Below are 21,912 nucleotides of genomic sequence, written 5' to 3'. Positions count from 1 at the left end.
AACAATTAAAAATTTACAGACTGCCGAAACCGATACTTCCTTTTTTTTCTGAAAGATTCTTTTTAAAATCAATCATTTGCAAGGCGGTAACTCCGGCTTCAATGCCCTTGTTTCCTAAAGCTCCACCACTTCTGGCGATAGACTGTTCTTTGGTATCATCCGTTAGCAAACAGAAGATCGTGGGAACATCTGTTAAAATATTGCAGTCTTTAATTCCCTGCGCTACCGCAGAACACACATAGTCGAAGTGAGAAGTTTCGCCCCGAATAACGCAACCAATGGCGATAACAGCATCAAAAATCCCTTCTTTGCACAATTGCATTGAAGCATAGTTTAATTCGTAAGCGCCGGGAACTTTGAATATTTTGATATTTTCTGTTTTTACGCCTTCTGCTTTTAGCACTTCAACAGCGCCATCGCGAAGATTGTGCGTTACAAAATCATTCCATTCTGAAACAACGATGCCAATTCTAAAAGAACCGGCATCATTAATCTGTAATGGTTTGTAATCTGAAAGATTTACAGTTGCCATTTTATGATATTTTTATTAGTAATATTTTACCATTTCGATGTAGGAATCAGACATTCCATTATCGTAATCCTGGTATTTTTCGTCGATTTTTGAGAAATACTTTTTCGCTTCGGCATTTTTCTTCAGAGCCAATGCTACTAAACCTGCTTTTCTTGTAAAATAATAAGAAGTGTAAGGATCATCTGAAGCTGAAATTGCTTTATCTAAAAGCGATAATGCTTCATCGTTTTTATTAAGATTCGTTTGGCAATCTGCCATTGCGCCATATTTTAAAGCCATTAAAACTTTATTGTCCGACGAAAACTCATCTAACAAATCGAAAGCTTCCTGGTATTTCCCTTCTTTGAATTTGAGAAGACCAGCGTTGTAAGCAGAAAGCTTTCCAACTTTAGTCCCGGAATATTCATTGTAAGTTCCTAAGTACCCTGGATTTGCGGCAGTTTTTCCACCCAAAGCCAATTCATCTTTACCATCTGCTAAATTTTTCTGAGCAGAAAGATAACTCAACGTTGCTTCTTCATTACGTGGTGCCACGTAAAACTGCTGATAAGCAAAATAACCTAATACAGCCAGAACCAATGCACCAAAAATGATCATTAGCGTTTTAGCATGTTTCTCAACAAACCTTTCTGTATCCAGTGCACCTCTGTCTAGATCTTTGAAAACTTCAACAGTTTCCTTTCCTTCCATCTGCTTTTTGTTCGCGTGTGATGATTGTTTTGCCATAATTTTAATAAAAATTGAAGTGCAAATTTAACTGTTTTTGAACGATTTACAAAATTATGTCTGAAAAAACATTATTTTAAAAAAATATTGGTGTTTTACCTTAGAATTCGTTGACAATTACAGAAAATAAGCATTTAGTATTGTAAAATTGAATGTACCGTTGCATTAAATTGTTTAAGTTTTTCTTCACCCTGAAGATCCGTTAAGCCAATTAAAAAACTGAACTGGGAAACGATCGCGCCTTGCTTTTCAACTAACCTCGCTGCAGCTTCTGTAGTTCCGCCTGTTGCTAAAAGATCATCATGAACAAGAATTCTTTGTCCCGGCTTTATTTGTCCGGTTCTCATTTCAATTTCTGCAGAACCATATTCTAAATCGTATTTCTGACTCACGAACGGTGGCGGAAGTTTGCCTTTTTTCCGGATTAAAACAAAAGGAACTTCCAGTGCAACTGCAATCGCGATCCCAAAAAGATAGCCCCGACTTTCGATGCCACAAACGGCATCTACTTTCCCACGACTGAAATTGGCAAGATCTGCAATAACTTCTTCATACAGCTTAGGATCAAGAAAGATTGGAGTAATGTCCTTGAACTGAATCCCCGGTTTCGGGAAATCCGGAATATTTTCAATCGTATTTTTCAATTTTACAATAAGATCGGGATTCGTCATTCTAGTTTATTTTATAGCTCGAGATCTTCCATTCTCCATTTACATTCTTAAGGCCAAATGTTACCTGAAGCGCTGTAGTTTTACCACTCTTATCGGTTACATCGTACGTTGCATTTACACTTGCAGCATTGGAGGTAGTGCTTTTGGTGGCAAGGTTTTTCACATTGATACTTTTCACACCACCAAAGCCTGAATTTGGATTAGAAAAATTTTCGTACGATCCCCAATTAGGATTATCGGCCGTATCGTATGCTCCTTTCAAATTCTGAGTGCTGAGATTATTCAAAAATTTAGTCACACTATTTTTTGGATCACCAGACACTGCGACCGTTGGGGCAACTGGGTCTGTGATAGTAGTTGGAGGCTCAATAGTCGGATCTGTCACAGGAGAATTTGCAGGATTATCTGCAGGATTTCCGGCGGGCATTAATAATGCTTTCGGATTTACAACGACGCCAATTTTAGACATCTTAAAGGTTTTCTTTGTAGTTTTTACAGAGACTGTGATATCGATTTTATTATCTATAATCTTTTGCGCCGGCAGAGATGCAAATCTCATATTGAAACCTTTGAAATTATTATCCTGCATCAGATTTTTAGAAGTTAAAATTCTTGTTCCGTTACTAAAAACTTCAAGAACAGCTTCTAGACCTGCACCCGTAAAAGAGATCGGTTTTCCGGAAGCATCAACCAACCGTGGAACGATCTGCAGCGATTTCGGACCCAGAATACTATCGACTGATATTGGATTTGTTGTAACATTTAAGGAACTTGCAGCGATATCGTTCGGGTCTGATTCTTTTGCTAAGTCATTTCCGAAAATGTTCATCTCTCCCAAAGAGGGCGGACCAACACTCGTCCATTCGATACCGTTTTTTTGAGCAACCTGATCGGCAAGTGCCAGGATCTGAGGAACTTTTTGACCATTGATCATTTTTCCCAAGGACTTTAACTCATTAATATCACCATCGGCTTCGACACCGAATGTTTTCAAAATATATAATGCCTCGTTAAATTTTACCTGCTGTAAAGTATTTAAGCTGGACGCCATATCGTTAATGCTGGATTGCAGCGTCATTGTTGTGGTTGCATCTACCTGATCTTTCTTGCAGGACATTAAGAGAAAGCCGAAAAGCAGTAAAAACAGAAGTCGTTTCATAATTTGGTGATTTATACAAATTTAAAAAAAATCCCGACATAAGCCGGGATTATAGTTTGATTGAATAATCTGTTACTTTTTAGAACGGATATTCGTAAATTTTTGATTCTTTAAGGAATGGATTTCCAACAGGGATCAACTGCAATTTCGAAAGTGCAGTTAAAACAACAAAGACGAATGAACCTACTCCGAATAAAATTGATCCAAGATTCAGCAATAAAACTTCTGGAGTATTCCAGTAAGGTCCAACTGTTCCAGGCATTACCATATTGAAATAAACCAACCACTGCCCACAAATAACAATTACTGCCATTGTTGCAACAACTTTGTAATTTCTTTTGATGCTTGAACTAACCATTACTAATAGCGGGGTTGCAAAGTTCATTGCTAATATAATCCAGAAGATACTTTTATAATATTCGAATCGACCGAAGAAATAATTAACCTCTTCCGGTACGTTTGCATACCAATACAACATGAATTGTGCGAACCAAGTATACGTCCATAACATACTTAACGCAAACAGGTAAACTCCTAAATCATGTAAGTGATTGTCATTAAATTGAGGTAGTACTCCTTTTTTCTTTAAGTAAACACAGATTAAAATGATAACGCCTAAAGAAGATGCCCAAGCACTAACCATTGCGTACCAGATATACATTGTAGAATACCAGTGAGGGTCAATTGACATTAACCAGTCCCAAGCCCAGGCTGCTGAACAAAATCCGAAGAATGCGATGTATCCGATATTCCAGCTGTAATAGTTGGCGTAAACTTTTCTACTTTTTGTTTCATCTACTTTTTTAGAAAGTGATTTCAATTTCCAGGCGAAGAAAGAAGCACCGATCACATAGATCAAAGTTCGAACAACGTAAAAAGGAATATTTAAAAATCTTTTCTTTTCAAAAAGAATTGGATCAAAGTGTGCGTTACCCGGTTCTGTTAATTCGGGATCCATCCAGTGAAAAAGGTGACCGATGTGGGTAACATTTAAAATCATTAAGAGAATAATAAGAGCTCCCGCAAACGGAATAAAGGAGGCAATAGCTTCCATTACTCTTAGAATAATAATTGACCATCCTGCGTGCGAAGCATTCTGAATACTGTAAAAGAATAAAGCACAGCAACTCAAAGCAAATAGAAATACTGCAATGGTATGGATTGCAGCTAAAGGCTGATTGTGAACCTGCATTGTTGCATGCTCCAAATGAGCTGCGTGATCCTGAGGACCTATTAATTCGCTGGAATTGGTCGGAGCAGGATTTCCGCTAACAGTAGCAGATTCCATCATATGTTCAATTCTAACATCATCCATCCCGTGATTCATCACATAGCCTGCGCCAAAAAGCACTAATCCCAGAACGATAAATATGATTGAATATAATCTTAATTTAGGTGAAAAACTATACATTTTTTAATACTTTTTATTTTTTAGGACTAGTCGTTACACTTGTTGCATCTGCAGCCATTGCAGGTTCTGCTGGTTTTGTATCGGCTGTTGGTGTTGCAGGAGTTGCAGTTGCTGCAGCCATTGGAGCTGCCGGTGCTGGATTAAGTCCTCCTTTAAAGGCGCTCATCACATACATTGCAACTCTCCACCGGTCTCCCGGAGATAGTTGACCTGCATAAGAACCCATTGCATTTCTTCCGTTGGTTAATACATAATGTACAGAACCAACTGTAATTTCTCTGTCAGCATATTTTGGAACACCGGAATAAGCACCGCTTACAACGATTGGACCTTGACCATCGCCACCAGTACCGTGACAAGCTGCACAGGTTTGTTCGTACAAAACTTTTCCTCTCGCGATATCTTTTATTTGATTAGCGGTGATCAATGGTGAACCACTTACTAGTTTAGATGCGTCGTAACCACCGTTGTATTGATCAGGAGTCATTGCAGCATTCATCGCTTCATCTGTAACGCCGTCTTTATTTTGAGAAACGGTTCCATTAACAGGATATAATCCAGTGGCACCGCTTTGTTTTACAAAAGCCGGAAGTTCATTTTCGTGATCAGAATAAGCATCACTCGCTTTCATCAAGGGATCATAAGCAACTGGAAAATACATATCCGGGAAATAAACCAAAGGCGGATTTTCTTTGCTACAAGAACTTAAAGAAAATGCTACAAAGCCTAAGACCGCTGTAATTTTAATAATATTCTTTGTCATCATTTTAAGCATCTTTTACAGTTATTTCTTCAACTCCAGTATCCATAAGGATTTGCTTTACTGCATCTACATCATCTGTAAGAAATTCCATCATGAATTTATCATCAGTCGTTCTTGGATCTGGATTTTGTGGTGGACAACCCGGATACATTTTATTTCTAATCAAAAAGGTTAGAGACATCATGTGAGCTGCACAGAAAACCGTTAATTCAAACATTGGAACAACAAATGCAGGCATGTTTTCTCCCCATGTAAATGAAGGTTTCCCTCCAATATTCATTGGCCAGTCATGATTCATGGTATAATAAGTAACCAAAATCCCTATTGTTAATCCATAAACTGCATAAATAAAAGCAGCGTCTGAAATTCTTGTTTTTCTTAAACCTAAAGCTTTGTCCAGACCGTGAACCGGAAACGGAGTATACACTTCGTTGATCGCAATTCCTTTGTCATTAAAAGCCTGTACACCGTTTAACAAATCGTCATCGTCGGCATATATACCAAATACTTTTTTAATGGTGCTCATCTTCTTCTTCTTTAGCTTTATAAGTTTCACCTGATATTTTCAAAATAGTCTTCAATTCTGCCTGTGCAATTACAGGGAACGTTCTGGCGTACAGTAAAAATAATACTCCAAAGAATCCTATTGTTCCTAAGAACACTCCAACATCGATAATCGAAGGCTTAAACATCGTCCATGAACTTGGTAAATAATCTCGTGAAATATTGATAACGATAATATCAAATCTCTCGAACCACATTCCAATATTAATAATTAAAGCAATAATGAAAGTTGCAATAATATTTGTTCTAATTTTCTTGAACCAGAATAATGCAGGAACGATTAAGTTACACGTAATCAATGCCCAGAACGCCCACCAGTAAGGACCGGTTGCTGCACCTGGAGAAAGGTATGTAAAATCTTCATATCTGGATCCGGAATACCATCCAATGAAATATTCTGTACCATAAGCTACCGTTACCATACCACCAGTGATGATGATTACGATATTCATGATTTCGATATGATACATTGTGATATAATCTTCGAGGTGACAAACTTTTCTAGCCACTAACAATAAGGTCTGTACCATTGCGAAACCAGAGAATACTGCTCCTGCAACAAAGTACGGTGGATAAATTGTAGAGTGCCATCCTTTAATAACGGATGTTGCAAAGTCAAAGGATACCGTGGTGTGAACCGAGAATACCAATGGTGTTGCTAAACCTGCTAATACCAAAGATAATTCTTCGAAACGCTGCCAGTGTTTTGCTTTTCCACCCCATCCAAAGGAAAGGAAAGTATAAATTCTTTTCGTCCAGGGCGTTTTTGCTCTGTCTCTGATCATTGCAAAATCGGGAATCAATCCCATAAACCAGAATACGGTTGATACGGAGAAATAAGTTGAAATTGCAAATACATCCCAAAGTAAAGGCGAGTTAAAATTCGTCCAGAGGGAACCGAATTGATTTGGTAGAGGGAAAACCCAATATCCAACCCAAACTCTACCCATGTGAATTACCGGGAAGATCGCTGCCTGAACAACGGCAAAAATGGTCATCGCTTCCGCAGAACGGTTAACAGACATTCTCCATCTTTGTCTAAATAATAATAGTACTGCAGAAATTAATGTTCCTGCGTGACCAATACCTACCCACCAAACGAAGTTGGTAATATCCCATCCCCAGTTATTGGTTCTGTTAAGTCCCCACGCACCGATCCCGGTACCAATGGTATAAGCAATACAGCCAAAACCATAAAGGAATAAAGTTAAGGCGATCCAAAAGGAAACCCACCATAATTTTCCTGCGCGTGACTCAATAGGTCTTGCGATATCCTCTGAGATATCGTGATAAGTCTTATGACCAATAATTAAAGGTTCCCTTATCGGAGCTTCGTAGTGTCCTGACATTTTTTACCTATTTATTATTTAAACGTTATTTTCTTTTCTATTTCTTACTTTGGTATGGTAGAATACATTTGGTTTAGTCCCAATCTCTTCTAACAAAGTATATCTTCTGTTCGTGCTGTAAAGTGCTCTAACTTCAGAGGTCTTGTCATTCATATCACCGAATGTAAAGGCTCCTGTTGGACAAGCATTAACACAAGCGGTGGAGAATTCGCCATCTTTCACGACTCTGCCGTCCTTTTTAGCTTCAAGAATAGTGTTCTGAGTAATTTGAATACACAATGAACATTTTTCCATTACCCCTCTTGTTCTTACTACAACATCTGGATTCAATACCATTCTTCCTAAATCATTATTTTGATTAAAGTCGAATTTATCATTCAGATTATAAGTGAACCAGTTAAATCTTCTTACTTTATATGGACAGTTGTTCGCGCAGTATCTTGTACCAATACATCTGTTATAAGCCATCTGATTTTGACCTTGCTTACCGTGAGAAGTTGCCGCAACTGGACAAACCGTTTCACAAGGAGCGTGGTTACAGTGCTGACACATTACCGGCTGGAAAATCACATCTGGATTATTCGCCGGGTGATTTAAAATTCCACTGTCTTTATCAAGAAAATGACCATACATTCCCGGAACATTAAGATCCGCAGCAATAGCTTCTTCCTGAGAAAGTTTGCTATCTTTATTTAAATCGATATCTGCAGGAATATCATTCGAGTAATAACGGTCGATTCTCAACCAGAACATATCTCTAGACATTCTTACTTCGGCTTTCCCAACTACAGGAACATTATTTTCTGCCTGACAAGCAATAACGCAAGCGCCACATCCTGTACAGGAATTTAAATCAACTGATAAGTTAAAGTGAGGACCATCTGCATCATCAAAAGCATCCCAAAGGTCAATTTTTCCGGCTGGTAATGCACCACCGATGGTATGATATTCCAATGGTTTGTTCCATCCTAATTTCTCGTCATCAAATTTCACATTTAAGAAAGTATCCAGAGGAACTTCTCTTGCGATCTCATAACGACCCATTAAGGTATTTTGAAGCTGCATTCCTGCAAATTCGTAATCATCACCAGTTTTGTCAATTTTTACATTTGATAAAACCAGATTAGAACCATCAAATAAAGGATACGCATTAATTCCTGTATCGGCTACTGTACCCGAAAGTTTTTTACCATATCCAAGAGCAAGTCCAAATGAACCGTCTGCCTGACCTGGCTGAATAAATACCGGTACGTCTTTTAAAGTAACGCCGTTTGCAGTAATACTTACTATAGAACCACCTAACTGCATTCTCGCATTCAGATCATTTTCAAGACCTAAACGTTTTGCATCTGCAGGGGAAACTGTTAAATAATTGTCCCATGTTAATCTTGAAATAGGATCCGGAAGTTCCTGCAACCAGGGATTGTTTGCCTGAGTTCCATCTCCGATCGCTGTTTTAGTGTACAGAACTAATTCCAGATCAGAAGCTTTAAAAGCGCCTAACTCAGTAATAGCTTGCTGTGCATTTCCACCAGCGTATGAAAGTCCTGCGGTGTTTCCACCTTCCAAAACTCCATTATAAAGTGCTTTATTAAAAGGAGTGCTGCCAATAAGAGTGGTCGCATTTGCCTTTAAATAATCGTAGTAATTGTTTGCGGGGTTTCCTTTTCCGTTCATCCAAACCAACAATGAATCTTCAACCTGTCTGGATTTAAAGACTTTTTGAATAGTTGGCTGCATCAATGTGTAAACTCCGGTCTGTGGAGCAAAATCACCCCATGACTCTAACCAGTTGGCAACAGGAATTACAGCTTTCGCTGCTTTATACATGTCGTTTTTCTTATCCGTAATCGCAACTACGTAAGGAACTTTCTCTAAAGATTTTTTGAAAGCGTCCCCTTTATTGCTGGAATAAATTGGATTCACGTTGTTAGCGATCAATACGCCAACCTGACCCGAGTTGATCCAACCTAAAAACTCCTGATATCTTGCTCCGTCAAACTCTTTCAGGAAACTTGCTTTTCCTGTTAAAGCAGTTGACGCTAATTTTTGATTGATTAAGTGGGCTAAAACATAAGCGCCTTTTGAACCGTCTCCGAAAACAACTGCGTTGCTTCCTTTGGCTTGTAATTCTTTTATAATTTCGCCAGCTTCTTTACTTGTCGCTCCACCGTTTAGACCGTTGTAAACCTCGACTAAAACTTTGTTTACTGCACTGGGTTTTAATTGAACTCTTGAATCGGCATTTGCTCCGGTTAAGGACATATTAGATTCAATCTGAATGTGTCTCAACATATTTGGACCGGGAACTCTTGCAGCAGCATAGGAAGGTTCCAAAGAAGCTCCACTATAATCACCTAAGAAATCTGCCTGGAAAGAAACGACTAACTGCGTTTTAGAAAGATCATAAACCGGTAAAGCTCTTTGTCCGAAAACCTCCTGAGCTGCATCTAAAGCAGCAGCGTGAGGAAAAGCATCAAAAGTAACCAGTTCTGCAGTAGGGTATTTGGTTTTAAAATCTCCAAATAATTTTTTAAAGGTTGGCGAAGGGAAAGAGTGAGACAATACTACAATCTTTTTACCTCCGGCTTGTGCCTCAGATAAACCTTTTAAAACGAAATCATCAACTTTATCAAAAGTGTCATCTTTTCCGTTAAGTTTCGGTTGTTTTACTTTATCGTTATCATAAAGAGAAAGTACAGCCGCCTGAGCGCGTGCATTTGTTTTACCCAATCCATTTGCTAAAGGATTTGGTTCAATTTTAATAGGTCTTCCTTCTCTTGTTTTAACTAAAACACTTGCGAAATCATAACCATCAAAATAAGTGGTTGCGTAATAATTAGGAATTCCAGGAATAATTTCGTGGGGTTTTACCACGTAAGGAATCGTTTTAATTACTGGTGCTTCACAAGCAGCCAATGTTACAGCCGCTGTAGAAAATCCTAAAAGTTTTAGGAAATTTCTTCTTGAAGTTCCAGAATCAGTCGATTTATCTTCTCGTGATGATTCATCCACTGGAATTTCGTTCTGAAATTCTTTAAGAGCCAGCCTTCCGTTCAAGCTAGGATCTTGCAGTTCGTGAATACTTCTGAATTTTATTTTATTTGAAGCCATTGATACTTCTAATTTTTAGTTATTAATAATGACATTTACCACACTCAAGACCACCAATCGCATCTACCGTAACTTTGGTTCCTGAACCGTATTGTTTTTTCAACTTCTCGTGTAGATTTTTAAAGTACTCTTTATTATAACCATTGGTCATATCAACTTCTGTAGTTCTGTGACATTCTATACACCATCCCATAGTAAAGTCGTTCGCCATTTGTACCACATTCATAGTATCAATCTGACCGTGACATGCTTTACAAACCACATCGATTTTAGCTTCAGGATGTTTCTTGTTGAAAGAAGTTATAATTGCCGTTTCTCCTGCTACAACGTGTTGTGCGTGATTGAAGTAAACAAAATCCGGCATATTGTGAATTCTTGTCCATTCAACCGGTTGTGTTTTTCCGGTGTATTTTTGTGAGGCTGCATCCCAACCTGTGGCGGCATAAATTTTCTGAATTTCTCCGTCGTAGAAAGCTTTGTCTTTTCCTGGCTCCATATATTTACCGTTGTATTCGGAAATATTTCGGTGACAGTTCATACATACATTCATTGATGGAACTTCGGAAACTTTACCATATTTCGCTGAAGAGTGGCAAAGCTGACAGTCGATTTTGTTTTCTCCCGCGTGAATCTTGTGAGAGAAATAAATAGGCTGTTCTGGTTTGTAGCCTTTATAAACTCCGATCCACATGAGTGAATTCCAAATTCCATAAGCGGCAAATATTCCTAAAAGAACCAGAAGTCCTTTCCCTACAACACTGTATTTCTTGTACAATTCTCCAAAAGAAACCGCTCTGTCGGCATTAACACCGGCTAATTCTTCTGTTTGCTGAAGTTTAACAAGCTGTCTTAACTTTAAGAGCAACCAAAATAAAAGTCCACCGATCGCCAACAGGGAAATCAAAATAATTTTTGAATTCACCGATTCTTTTCTCGCTGCTTCTAACGCCGCTACAGAATTGGTATCTACTGCGGTAGCTGCATCAGCAGCTGGTTCCTTAGCAGGTGGGTTTGTGGTGTACTCTAAAATGTCGTCAATATCCTTATCGGTAAGATTAGGAAATGCAAGCATCTCAGTTTTGTTGAACTTCTCGAAAATTTCATTGGCATACTTATCGCCGGAAGCTCTAAGTGCTTTGTTGTCTTTAATCCATTTGTGCAACCAATCCGTGTCTAAATTCTGCTCTTTCTTTACCCTGTCTACTACGCCTCCTAGTGCAGGACCAACAAGTTGCTTATCTAAAGCGTGACATGCCGTACAGTTTGCTTTAAAAAGCTTTTCGCCGTTTTTCGCATCTCCTTGAGCGTAAATAGAAGCACTGGTCGACAGCAACACGTAAATTACGATAAGACCTCTTTTGTAATGCTTTCTCCAACTAATCATTTATAAAATCTTGGGTTAGTAAATTGTATTGTGTTTACTTTTAACTTGGCAAAAATAGCACATTTAACAGAAAATTAACAACGGAAGCAGTGACCAATTTTCGATTGGCAGTAATTTGTAATAATTCTAAATTACAAATGTTGCTATAATTTTAATTTGTTCTAAATTTGTTGAAAATAAATATTGATGAAATACATTCTTAAAATATTCACCGCCTTATCTTTTTTAGCAATTAATGCAATTGAAGCACAGCAAGTTGTGAAAAACGACACCATATCCGGAACTCCTGTCTCCATGACTATGGACAAAAAAATTGATGATTTAATGGTGAACATGGAGGAGAAATGTGCTATAAATCTGGCCAGCAATTCTGGATCATCCTGGAATAAAAGCGCGGATGACTACCCCAAAAGCAATCCAAAAATCAATATTCCGGAGAGAGAACTGAGCCGCGCCGAAATTTGCCGGAGAAATCCCCGAATTATGGGCTACAAAATTCAGCTCGCAGTTGTAAAGAGTAATGAGGAAGCCAGAGAAGTAGGAATGTTTTTCCGCAGAAGGTTCCCAAACATGAAGGTTGAGATCGATGCTTCTTTACGACCAAACTATAAAGTAATGGCCGGAAGTTATGTAAGCAAACAAAGTGCGGCAGGCGATCTTTCGAAGATCAAGCAGTATTTTCAGTCGGCACTTGCTATCCAGTACCGCGTTTTTTGTGTAGAAGCAAAATAAACCTTCCAACTAATAAATACAAAAGCTCCGAAATTCGGAGCTTTTTTACGTTCTATTCGTTTCTGAAATTAGTTTTTAACCAACAGTCTGAAACCTTCGCCGTGAACATTAATGATTTCTAAACCATCATCTTCTTTCAGCAACTTTCGGAGTTTAGCGATATAAACGTCCATACTTCTGGCCGTAAAATAGTTTTCTTTTTTCCAGATCTTTCTCAAAGCCAGGTCTCTCGGCATGAAGTCGTTTCGGTGCATACAAAGCAGTTTCAACAATTCATTTTCTTTTGGGGACAACTTGTAATCGGTATCATTTACTTTTAATTGACGCAACATAGAGTCAAAGAAAATATTACTGATCTTGAATTGCTCCTGTTCGTCGTCTTCTAAAACTGCACTTCTTTGTAAGATCGCTTTAATTTTATAAAGCAAAAGCTCTGTATCAAAAGGTTTCGTAATATAATCATCGGCTCCTAACTGATACCCTTTCAATATATCTTCGCGCATATTTCTAGCGGTAAGAAATATGATCGGTATATTTTTGTCAATTCTTTTTACATCTTCTGCCAAACTGAAACCGTCTTTTTTCGGCATCATAACATCGAAAATACAAATATCGAATTCGTTTTCTGTAAATTCTTTCAAACCTTGCTCACCATCGGTCGCCAGGTTAACTTCAAAATTATTTATCGTTAAATAATCTTTCAAAACAGCACCAAAACTTTGGTCGTCTTCTACTAATAAGATCCTGTTGCTCATAATTATATTGGTTTAATTTTATTGTAAGGATTAAAATTACCTTTATCCTGTTTTTTTTATTGAATGTGCTGAAGTCTTTTACGAAATGATCAATTATTCATTGGTAATTTTATGGTAAACGTACTTCCTTTGTCTTTTTGTGAATCAACGATGACCTGACCTTTGTGCAGTTCTATAATTTTTTTCACGTAAGATAACCCTAATCCCTGTCCTTTTACATTGTGAATATTTCCCGTTTCTTCTCTAAAGAATTTCTCGAAGATCCGTACTTTGTTGTCGGTTTCCATTCCCATTCCTTTATCAGAAATTTCGATGACGTACCAATTTCCTTCATTACTGGTTTTCACTTTAATCTCCGGGATTTCCGGCGAATATTTATTGGCATTATCCAATAAATTCACTAAAGCGTTGGAAATATGAAACTCATCAATTTTAAAATTATAACGATCGGTATTAAATTCCTGCGTTAAACTTCCCTTTCGTTGAGCTACAATTAAGCCGAAAGATTCTGTAATTCTCTTTATTAAAGCCCGAACATCGGTTTCCTTTAAAAATAATTTCACCTCATTCCGTTCCAGTTTCGACATGTTCAACACATTTTCAACCTGATGTTTCATCCGCAGATTCTCCTGTTTGATCAAAGCAGAATAATACTTTACTTTTTCGGGATTGGTTGCTATGATATCATTAGCCAAAGAGTCCGTCGCGACGGAGATCGTTGCCAAAGGAGTCTTGAATTCGTGCGACATATTATTGATAAAGTCCGTTTTGACCTCCGCAATTTTTTTCTGCTTCATCATATAGTTGATGGATATAATATAGATACCCAAAATAGTCAGCAACGACATAAATGTTCCCAGAAGCATGGGTAAATTATTTTTTGCAAGGGAATAATCTTTCCTCGGAAAAACCACCGCCAAAGTATAAAGCGTCCTGTCTTTGCTATCGGTAAATAGAGGATAGGTGTAATTATTTTTGTCTTTCTGATCCTCGTAAATTGGATTGAAAACTTTGGTCAACTCATTTTTTTTATCAATAACAGCAAATCCAAATTTAGTATCCAGCCCATTCAATTTGAGTTCTTTCCTTAATATTGAATCTAATGTTTTTTCCTGAACCCTTTTTTCTATAGGCAAACTTGACGCACTGAGTTTCGCAAATTCTTTTAAAGCGTACGTATTGTTATTAAAGTCTTTGCTGAGTTGGGCCGTGAGCGGTTCCGAAGAATTTTGAGGCTTTTTTATTTTGAGGATGCCTTCATCTGTATAAAGTTTGGTCAATTTTAAACTGTCGCCTTTCTGGGAAATCGGAAAATTCTGATTTTCGACAATACTTTTCTGGAAGGTGATGGTGGATTTATTTGCAGAATCTGAGTTCTGCTGTATGTACGTTTGCGTTGGCTGATTACTGCTGTCAACAACATTTGTGGCGAAATTTCTATAATCCTGGTTCAGGTATTTTTCAACTTCGACCTGCTGTGCTTTTAAAGAAGAAGATTCTAAGGCCGAATATACTTTATTAGAAAAATCCTGATTAAGTGCAGAATATAATTCTTTAATCCAGTATAATTGCAATGTCACGAAGACGATCATGGAGATGGTCATCAAGACTGAAATAAATGGAATAAACTTATTGTTCATTATGAATTTTAATTTGAATTGTTAAAATTACTGATTTTAAGAATATAAAAACAAAAAATGTAAAGAAATATTGTGGTTACTTTCTTAAAAAACTTTTTTTTAACAAATTATACTCAATAATTAAATGCTACGTAATTTAAAATCAAAGATTTAAAATAAACATCTAAATTTGTTTAAAATAAATTTTATGATATCAGATGTCGTTTTTAATAAAGACTTTGAGGCTGCAACGATCTTTGTGATGAAAACCTTTGAAGCAGATGTTTCTACGGTGTGGAAATTCTATACGCAAGAAGAGCTACTCGATCAGTGGTGGGCGCCGGAACCCTGGAAATGCCAAACAGAAAAAATGGATTTTCGGGAAGGTGGAAACTGGATCTACGCCATGGTAAGCCCCGAAAATGAAAAACATTATTCCAAAGTTACTTTTCAGGAAATTACTTTTCACCGGAGTATTTCGCAACGGTGCAATTTTGCCGATGAAAACGGAACAGAGAAATCTGATTCACCCGCAGAAAATTGGCTGATTGGCTTTACCGGCGTTCAGGAAGGAACAAAACTTACCATGAATTTACATTTTGCGTCTTCAGAAGAAATGAAAAAAATGCTGGAAATGGGTTTCGAAGAAGGCTTGAAACTGGCTCTGAGTCAGCTTGATGAAATCTTGAATAAAAAAGACTGATTTAAAAAGATCAGTCTTTTATCTTTTTACAACAGTTCCTCATCAATAAAATACTGAATGATCGCCTTCTTCATTAAGATTTGCTGTTCATTCGGTTTCAATTCCGGGAGTTTTTCAACTTCCTCAAAATGTGGATAACCATCGTCGTCGTAATTCGTAAATTTATAGTAACCGAAAGGTTCTAAAAGCCTGCAAACTGCGATGTGCAGAATGTTCAGTTTATCATCTTTCGTATATTTCTGCTTTCCGCTTCCGAGTTCCTGAACTCCAATTAAAAACAAAAGCGTGTCAATTTGTGGATGTTTTTCGGTATCGAAGTTTTTTACAAAAAACTCCTCAACTTCGACCCAAAGCTCATTATCGGTTTTATTTTCCATCGATCTTATTTTCTAATTTCATTAAAAATGCATATTCAAGAGAGTCTTCTTTTAAAGATTCAAATCTTCCGCTTGCACCGCCGTGACCGGAGCTCATATCTGTTTTAAAAAGCAGAAGATTGTTATCTGTTTTTAATTCCCGAAGTTTTGCCGTCCATTTTGCAGGTTCCCAATATTGAACCTGAGAATCATGCAGTCCCGTCGTGATTAAAATATTCGGATAATCTTTGGCTTCAACATTATCATAAGGAGAATACGATTTCATGTAATCATAGTATTTCTTCTTTTTTGGATTTCCCCACTCGTCAAATTCACCCGTTGTTAAAGGAATTGTCTCATCAAGCATGGTTGTTACCACATCAACGAAAGGAACTTGCGCTACAATTCCATTGAAAAGTTCGGGTTCCATATTAATGATCGCTCCCATTAAAAGTCCACCTGCGCTTCCACCCATCGCGTAAAGATGCTTTTCCGAAGTATAGTTTTGTGCAACTAAATATTTCCCGGCATCGATAAAATCGAAGAATGTGTTTTTCTTCGTCAGCATTTTTCCATCTTCATACCATTCTCTTCCCAAATATTCACCGCCCCGAATATGCGCAATGGCATACACAAAACCACGGTCCAAAATGGAGAGCCGGACATTAGAAAAACTTGCGTCTACGGTGTGTCCGTAACTTCCGTAACCATATAAAAGCAGTGGCGTTTCAGCAGATTTCGGCGTGTCTTTATGATAAACTAAAGAAACTGGAATACTGTTTTTACCATCTCTTGAAGGTGCCCAGATTCTTTCTGAAATATAATTCTCCCCGAAAAATTTCCCGCCTAAAACTTCGTGTTCTTTCAGGATCGTGGTCGTTCGCTCCTTCATATCATATTCCAAAGTTGAATTGGGCTTGGTTAATGAAGTGTAACCGAAACGCAATTTCTGAGTGTTGAATTCTAAATTCAAACCAATATATGCGGTATAAGTAGGATCGGTAAAGTCTAAATAATGTGAGGTATTTGATTGATAATCAATGACTTTAATAAAAAGTAAACCTTCCGTTCTTTCCTCGAGTACTAAATAATCATTAAAAATCTCGAAGCCTTCTAACAAAGTTTCTTTGCGGTGTGGGATCACTTCTTCCCAATTTTCGATTCCGGGATTGGAAACTTTCGCTTTTACGATCTTAAAATTCGTGGCTTCATCAGCATTAGTAATGATGTAAAATTCATCTTTATAATGTTCTACCGCATACTCCAGATCATCAATCCTAGGCTGAATAATTTTCCATTCGGCTAAAACATCATCAGCGGGAATAAATCGGTGTTCATCAGAAATCGTACTGGAACTCGCAATAAAGATGTATTCTAAAGATTTTGTTTTGAAAACATTAACATCAAAAGTTTCATCTTCTTCATGAAAAACTAAAACATCCTGAGAAGAATCGGTTCCTAACTGATGCATAAAAACCTGAAACGCGCGAAGGCTTTCATCTTTCCGAATATAAAAAACATGTTCGTTGTCATTTGCCCAAACCGCTTTACCAGTCGTGAATGGAATCTGATCCTGCAAAATTTTGCCGGTTTTCAGATTTTTAAATTGAATGGTATAAATTCTTCTTCCAATATTGTCGACGGAATAACTCATCAACTGATTATTAGGAGAAACCGCGAGGCTGCCAACTTCAAGAAACTTCTGGTTCTCTGCCAAAATATTGACATCGAGTAGAATTTCCTCTTCGTTTTCTAAACTTTGAAACTTGCGACTGAAAACGGGATATTCTTTCCCAATTTTATGGCGAACGATATACCAGTATTCATTAAAAAAGTAAGGTAAACTTTCGTCGTCTTCTTTATATCTCGCTTTCATCTCGTCGAAAAGATGCTGCTGAAAATCTTCGGTATCTTTCATTACAAAATTGCAGTACGCATTTTCTTCTTCAAGATATTTGGTGACTTCCGGATCTTTTCTCTGGCTCATCCAGAAATAATCGTCGACCCTTTTGTCGCCGTGAAATTCGAGAATTGTTTGTATTTTATTTGCTTTTGGAGCATTCATTTAGTAGAGTAATTAAAAGGATTTTAGGTCGTTTTTGAAAACAAAATCCTGCAAATTTAGAATTATTAAAAAATAAAACCATCTTTTCCGAAGAGAAAGACGGTTTTAAATATATTTTTAGTTAGACTATTTTGCCAAACTTCGAAGGTATTTTTCAATAGCCATGGTCATTGACGGAGATTCTTTGCTTGGAGCCATTACATCAACTCTAATACCTTCATCTTTCGCCGCTTGTTCTGTCGTTGCACCAAAGACTGCAATTTTGGTATCTTCCTGTTTAAAATTTGGAAAATTCATTCCCAACGAACGAACTCCCTGTGGACTGAAAAAGACCAACATATCATATTCTGTAATATCGATGTCGGTTAAATCGCTGCATACTGTTTTGTACATCGTCGCTCTGGTCCAGTCGATTGTTGCAGTTTCCAAAACTCTCTGAACATCGGGACTTAAAAAATCTGCTGCTGGCAGAAGATATTTTTCGGAGGGGAATTTTTTAAAAAGAGGAAGCAGGTCACTGAAGGTTTTCTCCCCAAATGAAATCTTTCTTTTTCTGTAAACTATATGTTTTTGAAGGTAGTTTGCAATCGCTTCAGACTGGCAAATGTACCGCATAGAATCCGGAACTGCGAAACGCATTTCTTCGGCAAGTCGAAAATAATGATCAACGGCATTTTTGCTCGTAAAAATTATTCCGGTGAATTGTGCAAGATCAATTTTTTGTGTTCTAAGTTCTTTTGCATCAATACCTTCAACATGAATAAAAGGTCTGAAATCAATTTTGATTTTTTCCTTCTTCGCCATTTCCAAGTAAGGAGACGACTCGTTTGGGGCAGGTTGCGAAACCAATATAGATTTAATTTTCATCATCAAAAATTTAAAAGAATAATACTTTCCAGAGCACCAGTACAGGCACTATTTGGAGGGTGCAAATATACAATAATTTATAATACCATTTTTCGGGCAGAATGTCGTTATTATGGAAGAAATAAAACATTAGCTTAAAGAAAAAGAGGACTAAAAAACCACCAAAATACCAGGGTAACATTTGCAACTCATCAACAGAGGTGAAATAGGTAAAAAGACATAATAAAATGATAATTACCGAAACACAGAAATAGAATTTTGCGACGGTAAAGTAGAAAATATCCCATTTTTTAATTGCGCCGGTTCCGGCGAAGAATATATACGTTAGCATGTTCTTCAGAAAATAAAATCCGATGATGGCGCTAAACGTAAATCCAAACTTATTCAGTTCGTAACCGAAAAAATGAATATTACTAACCTTCCTGGAAACATCTGGAATATACTGCGAGAGGAATGCTGAGAAAACAAGACAAAAAACCAAACTAATGGTCAACCAACTCAGAAAATTATTGGTAGAATCCGGAAACTTCTGCATCAAAAATTCTTTTACAGTAGAATCCCGCTGCAAAGACTGAAGCATGAAAATATAAAGGAAAATACAGCCGATTATAATGAAAACCACCCAATCGTTTTGCTGTGCAATTCTTACCAATTCTAATTTTTTTGCAAAAGTAAGCATATTAAAGGAAATATTTTTCAATAACATTTCCATTTAAAATATTGTTGTTACGCCATTGAATAAAGTGCCTAAAAATAAAGCGGGAAAAGTTTATCTTTGCCAATTAATTTACAAGATGAAGAAACTGGTCATTATCCCGACCTACAACGAAAAGGAAAATATAGAAAACATTATTTCGGCAGTTTTTGCGCTGGAAGAGGATTTTCACATTCTTGTTGTTGATGATTCTTCGCCTGATGGAACAGGAGATATTGTAAAAAAAATGCAATTAGTTCATCCGAATCTTCATTTAAGCGTCCGGAAAATAAAAGATGGTCTGGGCAAAGCTTATCTCCATGGATTCGCCTGGGCTTTACAGAATAATTACGATTACATTTTCGAAATGGATGCCGATTTTTCGCACAACCCGAAAGATCTAAAAAAATTATACGAAGCCTGCCAAAATGCAGATATGAGTATTGGTTCCAGATATTCAAAAGGGGTAAATGTAGTAAACTGGCCCATGGGACGAGTCTTACTTTCCTACTTCGCTTCTATATATGTACGCACCATTTTAGGAATTCCGATTCATGATACGACCGCGGGATTTGTCTGCTTTAATAGAAAGGTTCTAGAAACCATCAATTTAAATGACATTAAATTAAAAGGCTATGGTTTTCAAATCGAAATGAAATTCCGCGCCTTTAAAAGAGGATTTAAAATTGTAGAAGTGCCGATCACTTTTACCAACCGCGAACTGGGAGACAGCAAAATGAATGGCGGCATTATTCACGAAGCCGTTTTCGGCGTTTTAAATTTAAAATGGAAATCGATCATCGGAAAATTATGAAAAAGTCCATTTTAATTCTGTTTTCAATTTTAATGAGCTGCTCACAACTTATTGATCCGCCGAAAAATTTGATCGCGAAAGAGAAAATGTCGGAAATTGTTGCAGAATTTGCCATGAACGATCAGATCAACACCTATATTCCAGGAACCAGCGTAGAGAATGCGACACGAATGGCCTTAAAAGAGAAAAATATAAAACCCACAGATTTTACAGAAAGTTATAAGTATTACACTGCGACCGGAGAATTAGAAGAAATTCTGAACAATGCTCAGCAAATCATCTTACAAAAAGACCCTGTCGCGAAAGTTTATATTGAAAAGAGATTAAAAGAAACCCAAAACGTACCTCCTTTTGCCAGATAATATGACGCCTCAATTTTTCGAAATTAACAAAAATTCATCCGGTAAAGCCAGAGCCGGAACAATTACTACAGATCACGGAACCATTCAAACTCCTATTTTTATGCCGGTGGGAACGGTTGCCTCTGTAAAAACGGTACATCAACGGGAATTAAAAGATGACATTAAAGCTCAAATTATTTTGGGAAACACGTATCATTTAAATCTTCGTCCGAAAATGGATATTATGCAGGCTGCAGGCGGATTGCATAAATTTATGAACTGGGATCTGCCTATTCTCACAGATTCTGGCGGCTATCAGGTTTTTTCTTTATCGAAGTCTCGAAAACTGAATGAAGACGGTGTGAAATTCAAATCTCACATCGACGGAAGTACACAATTTATTTCTCCGGAAATTTCTATGGAAATCCAAAGACAGATCGGTGCCGATATTTTTATGGCTTTTGATGAGTGTGTTGCTTATCCCGCTGAATATAATCAGGTAAAAAAATCCATGGATCTTACCCATCGATGGTTAAAAAGATGTATTAAATGGAATGCAGAAAACGCGGAATTATACGAACACAAACAAGCTTTTTTTCCGATTGTTCAAGGTTCCTGTTACTCTGACTTAAGAAAAAAATCTGCAGAATTTATTTCGGAACAAAATGCCGTTGGGAATGCAATTGGCGGACTTTCTGTTGGGGAACCGGAAGACGAAATGTACCGCATCACCGATATAGTAACCGATATTTTACCCGTAGATAAACCCCGATACTTGATGGGAGTTGGAACGCCCTGGAATATTATTGAAACCATTGGACTTGGCATCGATATGATGGATTGTGTAATGCCGACCAGAAATGCCAGAAACGCAATGCTTTTCACCTGGAATGGCGTGATGAACATGAAAAATAAAAAGTGGGAAAGTGATTTTTCTCCTTTAGATGAATTTGGAACCAGTTATGTAGATTCCGAATATTCCAAGGCGTATGTCCGGCACTTATTTGTTGCAAAAGAATATTTAGCAAAACAGATCGCTTCGGTACATAATCTTGCGTTTTATTTGGATCTGGTTAAAGTAGCGCGTGAACATATTGTTGCAGGAGATTTTTACGAATGGAAAGATTCAATCATTCCTCTATTGAAACAACGGCTTTAAAGGTTATAAACGTCTTCCACTTGAAATTTTAATGATAAATATCAAAGGATCAATATTTTAAGAATTTTTTAAAAAGATTTGATAAAGATTTGATAAAGATTAAAAAAAATCTTTGCCTTCCTTTACATAAAAAT

General features: G+C 37.2%; 21 protein-coding genes. 5 read left to right on the top strand and 16 right to left on the bottom strand.

Annotated elements, in window-relative coordinates; all coding sequences use genetic code 11:
* Positions 1-13 precede the first annotated feature (13 nt).
* The 10 genes from ribH to ACZ9HT_RS03425 form a co-directional block, all read right to left on the bottom strand.
* Positions 14-532 carry a 6,7-dimethyl-8-ribityllumazine synthase gene (ribH, locus tag ACZ9HT_RS03470; RefSeq protein WP_476039050.1) on the bottom strand — a complete coding sequence of 173 codons (519 nt, stop codon included), beginning with the start codon at positions 530-532 and terminating at the stop codon, positions 14-16.
* A 15-nt stretch (positions 533-547) separates the two neighbouring features.
* Positions 548-1,258, bottom strand: a complete 711-nt coding sequence (locus tag ACZ9HT_RS03465) for a YfgM family protein (protein WP_476039049.1) — start codon at positions 1,256-1,258, stop codon at positions 548-550.
* 134 nt (positions 1,259-1,392) lie between these two features.
* Positions 1,393-1,929 (bottom strand): adenine phosphoribosyltransferase, encoded by a 537-nt coding sequence (locus ACZ9HT_RS03460; protein WP_476039048.1) that lies wholly within the window; start codon positions 1,927-1,929, stop codon positions 1,393-1,395.
* Between the two features lies 1 nt (position 1,930).
* Positions 1,931-3,088 carry a hypothetical protein gene (locus ACZ9HT_RS03455; protein WP_476039047.1) on the bottom strand — a complete coding sequence of 386 codons (1,158 nt, stop codon included), beginning with the start codon at positions 3,086-3,088 and terminating at the stop codon, positions 1,931-1,933.
* Positions 3,089-3,167: 79 nt separating this feature from the next.
* Positions 3,168-4,499, bottom strand: a complete 1,332-nt coding sequence (locus tag ACZ9HT_RS03450) for a quinol:cytochrome C oxidoreductase (protein WP_476039046.1) — start codon at positions 4,497-4,499, stop codon at positions 3,168-3,170.
* Positions 4,500-4,512: 13 nt separating this feature from the next.
* Positions 4,513-5,274, bottom strand: a complete 762-nt coding sequence (locus tag ACZ9HT_RS03445) for a c-type cytochrome (RefSeq protein ID WP_476039045.1) — start codon at positions 5,272-5,274, stop codon at positions 4,513-4,515.
* Positions 5,267-5,788: a DUF3341 domain-containing protein gene (locus ACZ9HT_RS03440; RefSeq protein ID WP_476039044.1), complete on the bottom strand. Its 522-nt coding sequence runs from the start codon at positions 5,786-5,788 to the stop codon at positions 5,267-5,269. Before ACZ9HT_RS03440 ends, ACZ9HT_RS03445 begins: the two co-directional genes overlap by 8 nt.
* Positions 5,775-7,175, bottom strand: a complete 1,401-nt coding sequence (nrfD, locus tag ACZ9HT_RS03435; protein WP_476039043.1) for an NrfD/PsrC family molybdoenzyme membrane anchor subunit — start codon at positions 7,173-7,175, stop codon at positions 5,775-5,777. Before nrfD ends, ACZ9HT_RS03440 begins: the two co-directional genes overlap by 14 nt.
* An 18-nt stretch (positions 7,176-7,193) precedes the next feature.
* Positions 7,194-10,289: a TAT-variant-translocated molybdopterin oxidoreductase gene (locus tag ACZ9HT_RS03430; protein ID WP_476039042.1), complete on the bottom strand. Its 3,096-nt coding sequence runs from the start codon at positions 10,287-10,289 to the stop codon at positions 7,194-7,196.
* 22 nt (positions 10,290-10,311) lie between these two features.
* Complete coding sequence (locus tag ACZ9HT_RS03425; protein WP_476039041.1) at positions 10,312-11,673, bottom strand: c-type cytochrome; 1,362 nt, start codon at positions 11,671-11,673, stop codon at positions 10,312-10,314.
* Positions 11,674-11,859: 186 nt separating this feature from the next.
* On the opposite strand from ACZ9HT_RS03425, the gene ACZ9HT_RS03420 reads away from it, so the two are divergent.
* On the top strand, positions 11,860-12,405 hold the full coding sequence (locus ACZ9HT_RS03420) for an SPOR domain-containing protein (RefSeq protein WP_476039040.1): 546 nt from the start codon (positions 11,860-11,862) through the stop codon (positions 12,403-12,405).
* Between the two features lie 68 nt (positions 12,406-12,473).
* Here the strand turns inward: ACZ9HT_RS03420 and ACZ9HT_RS03415 are convergent, their stop codons facing one another.
* Positions 12,474-13,160, bottom strand: a complete 687-nt coding sequence (locus ACZ9HT_RS03415) for a response regulator transcription factor (RefSeq protein WP_476039039.1) — start codon at positions 13,158-13,160, stop codon at positions 12,474-12,476.
* Positions 13,161-13,249: 89 nt separating this feature from the next.
* Positions 13,250-14,800, bottom strand: coding sequence for a sensor histidine kinase (locus tag ACZ9HT_RS03410; RefSeq protein ID WP_476039038.1), 1,551 nt, complete (start codon positions 14,798-14,800; stop codon positions 13,250-13,252).
* A 187-nt stretch (positions 14,801-14,987) separates the two neighbouring features.
* On the opposite strand from ACZ9HT_RS03410, the gene ACZ9HT_RS03405 reads away from it, so the two are divergent.
* Positions 14,988-15,482 (top strand): SRPBCC family protein, encoded by a 495-nt coding sequence (locus ACZ9HT_RS03405; protein ID WP_476039037.1) that lies wholly within the window; start codon positions 14,988-14,990, stop codon positions 15,480-15,482.
* Between the two features lie 26 nt (positions 15,483-15,508).
* On the opposite strand, the gene ACZ9HT_RS03400 is transcribed toward ACZ9HT_RS03405, so the two are convergent.
* The 4 genes from ACZ9HT_RS03400 to ACZ9HT_RS03385 form a co-directional block, all read right to left on the bottom strand.
* Complete coding sequence (locus tag ACZ9HT_RS03400; RefSeq protein WP_476039036.1) at positions 15,509-15,859, bottom strand: hypothetical protein; 351 nt, start codon at positions 15,857-15,859, stop codon at positions 15,509-15,511.
* Entirely contained in the window at positions 15,849-17,903 is a 2,055-nt protein-coding gene (locus ACZ9HT_RS03395) for a S9 family peptidase (protein WP_476039035.1), read from the bottom strand. Before ACZ9HT_RS03395 ends, ACZ9HT_RS03400 begins: the two co-directional genes overlap by 11 nt.
* Positions 17,904-18,029: 126 nt before the next feature.
* Positions 18,030-18,770 carry a uroporphyrinogen-III synthase gene (locus tag ACZ9HT_RS03390; protein ID WP_476039200.1) on the bottom strand — a complete coding sequence of 247 codons (741 nt, stop codon included), beginning with the start codon at positions 18,768-18,770 and terminating at the stop codon, positions 18,030-18,032.
* 10 nt (positions 18,771-18,780) lie between these two features.
* Positions 18,781-19,482 (bottom strand): DUF4271 domain-containing protein, encoded by a 702-nt coding sequence (locus ACZ9HT_RS03385; RefSeq protein ID WP_476039034.1) that lies wholly within the window; start codon positions 19,480-19,482, stop codon positions 18,781-18,783.
* Between the two features lie 82 nt (positions 19,483-19,564).
* On the opposite strand from ACZ9HT_RS03385, the gene ACZ9HT_RS03380 reads away from it, so the two are divergent.
* The 3 genes from ACZ9HT_RS03380 to tgt are packed head-to-tail and all read left to right on the top strand — an operon-like array spanning position 19,565 to position 21,778.
* Positions 19,565-20,278: a polyprenol monophosphomannose synthase gene (locus ACZ9HT_RS03380; protein WP_476039033.1), complete on the top strand. Its 714-nt coding sequence runs from the start codon at positions 19,565-19,567 to the stop codon at positions 20,276-20,278.
* The gene (locus tag ACZ9HT_RS03375; RefSeq protein WP_476039032.1) at positions 20,275-20,640 is read left to right on the top strand and encodes a DUF4296 domain-containing protein; all 366 of its coding nucleotides are present in this window, start codon (positions 20,275-20,277) and stop codon (positions 20,638-20,640) included. The genes ACZ9HT_RS03380 and ACZ9HT_RS03375 overlap by 4 nt, the downstream gene beginning before the upstream one ends.
* A gap of 1 nt (position 20,641) precedes the next feature.
* Positions 20,642-21,778: a tRNA guanosine(34) transglycosylase Tgt gene (gene tgt, locus ACZ9HT_RS03370; protein ID WP_476039031.1), complete on the top strand. Its 1,137-nt coding sequence runs from the start codon at positions 20,642-20,644 to the stop codon at positions 21,776-21,778.
* Positions 21,779-21,912 lie beyond the last annotated feature (134 nt).

Source organism: Chryseobacterium sp. UYP7, assembly GCF_056279225.1.
The sequence above is the reverse complement of the archived record's forward strand: the minus strand, read 5'-3'. Positions and strand labels throughout refer to the sequence as shown.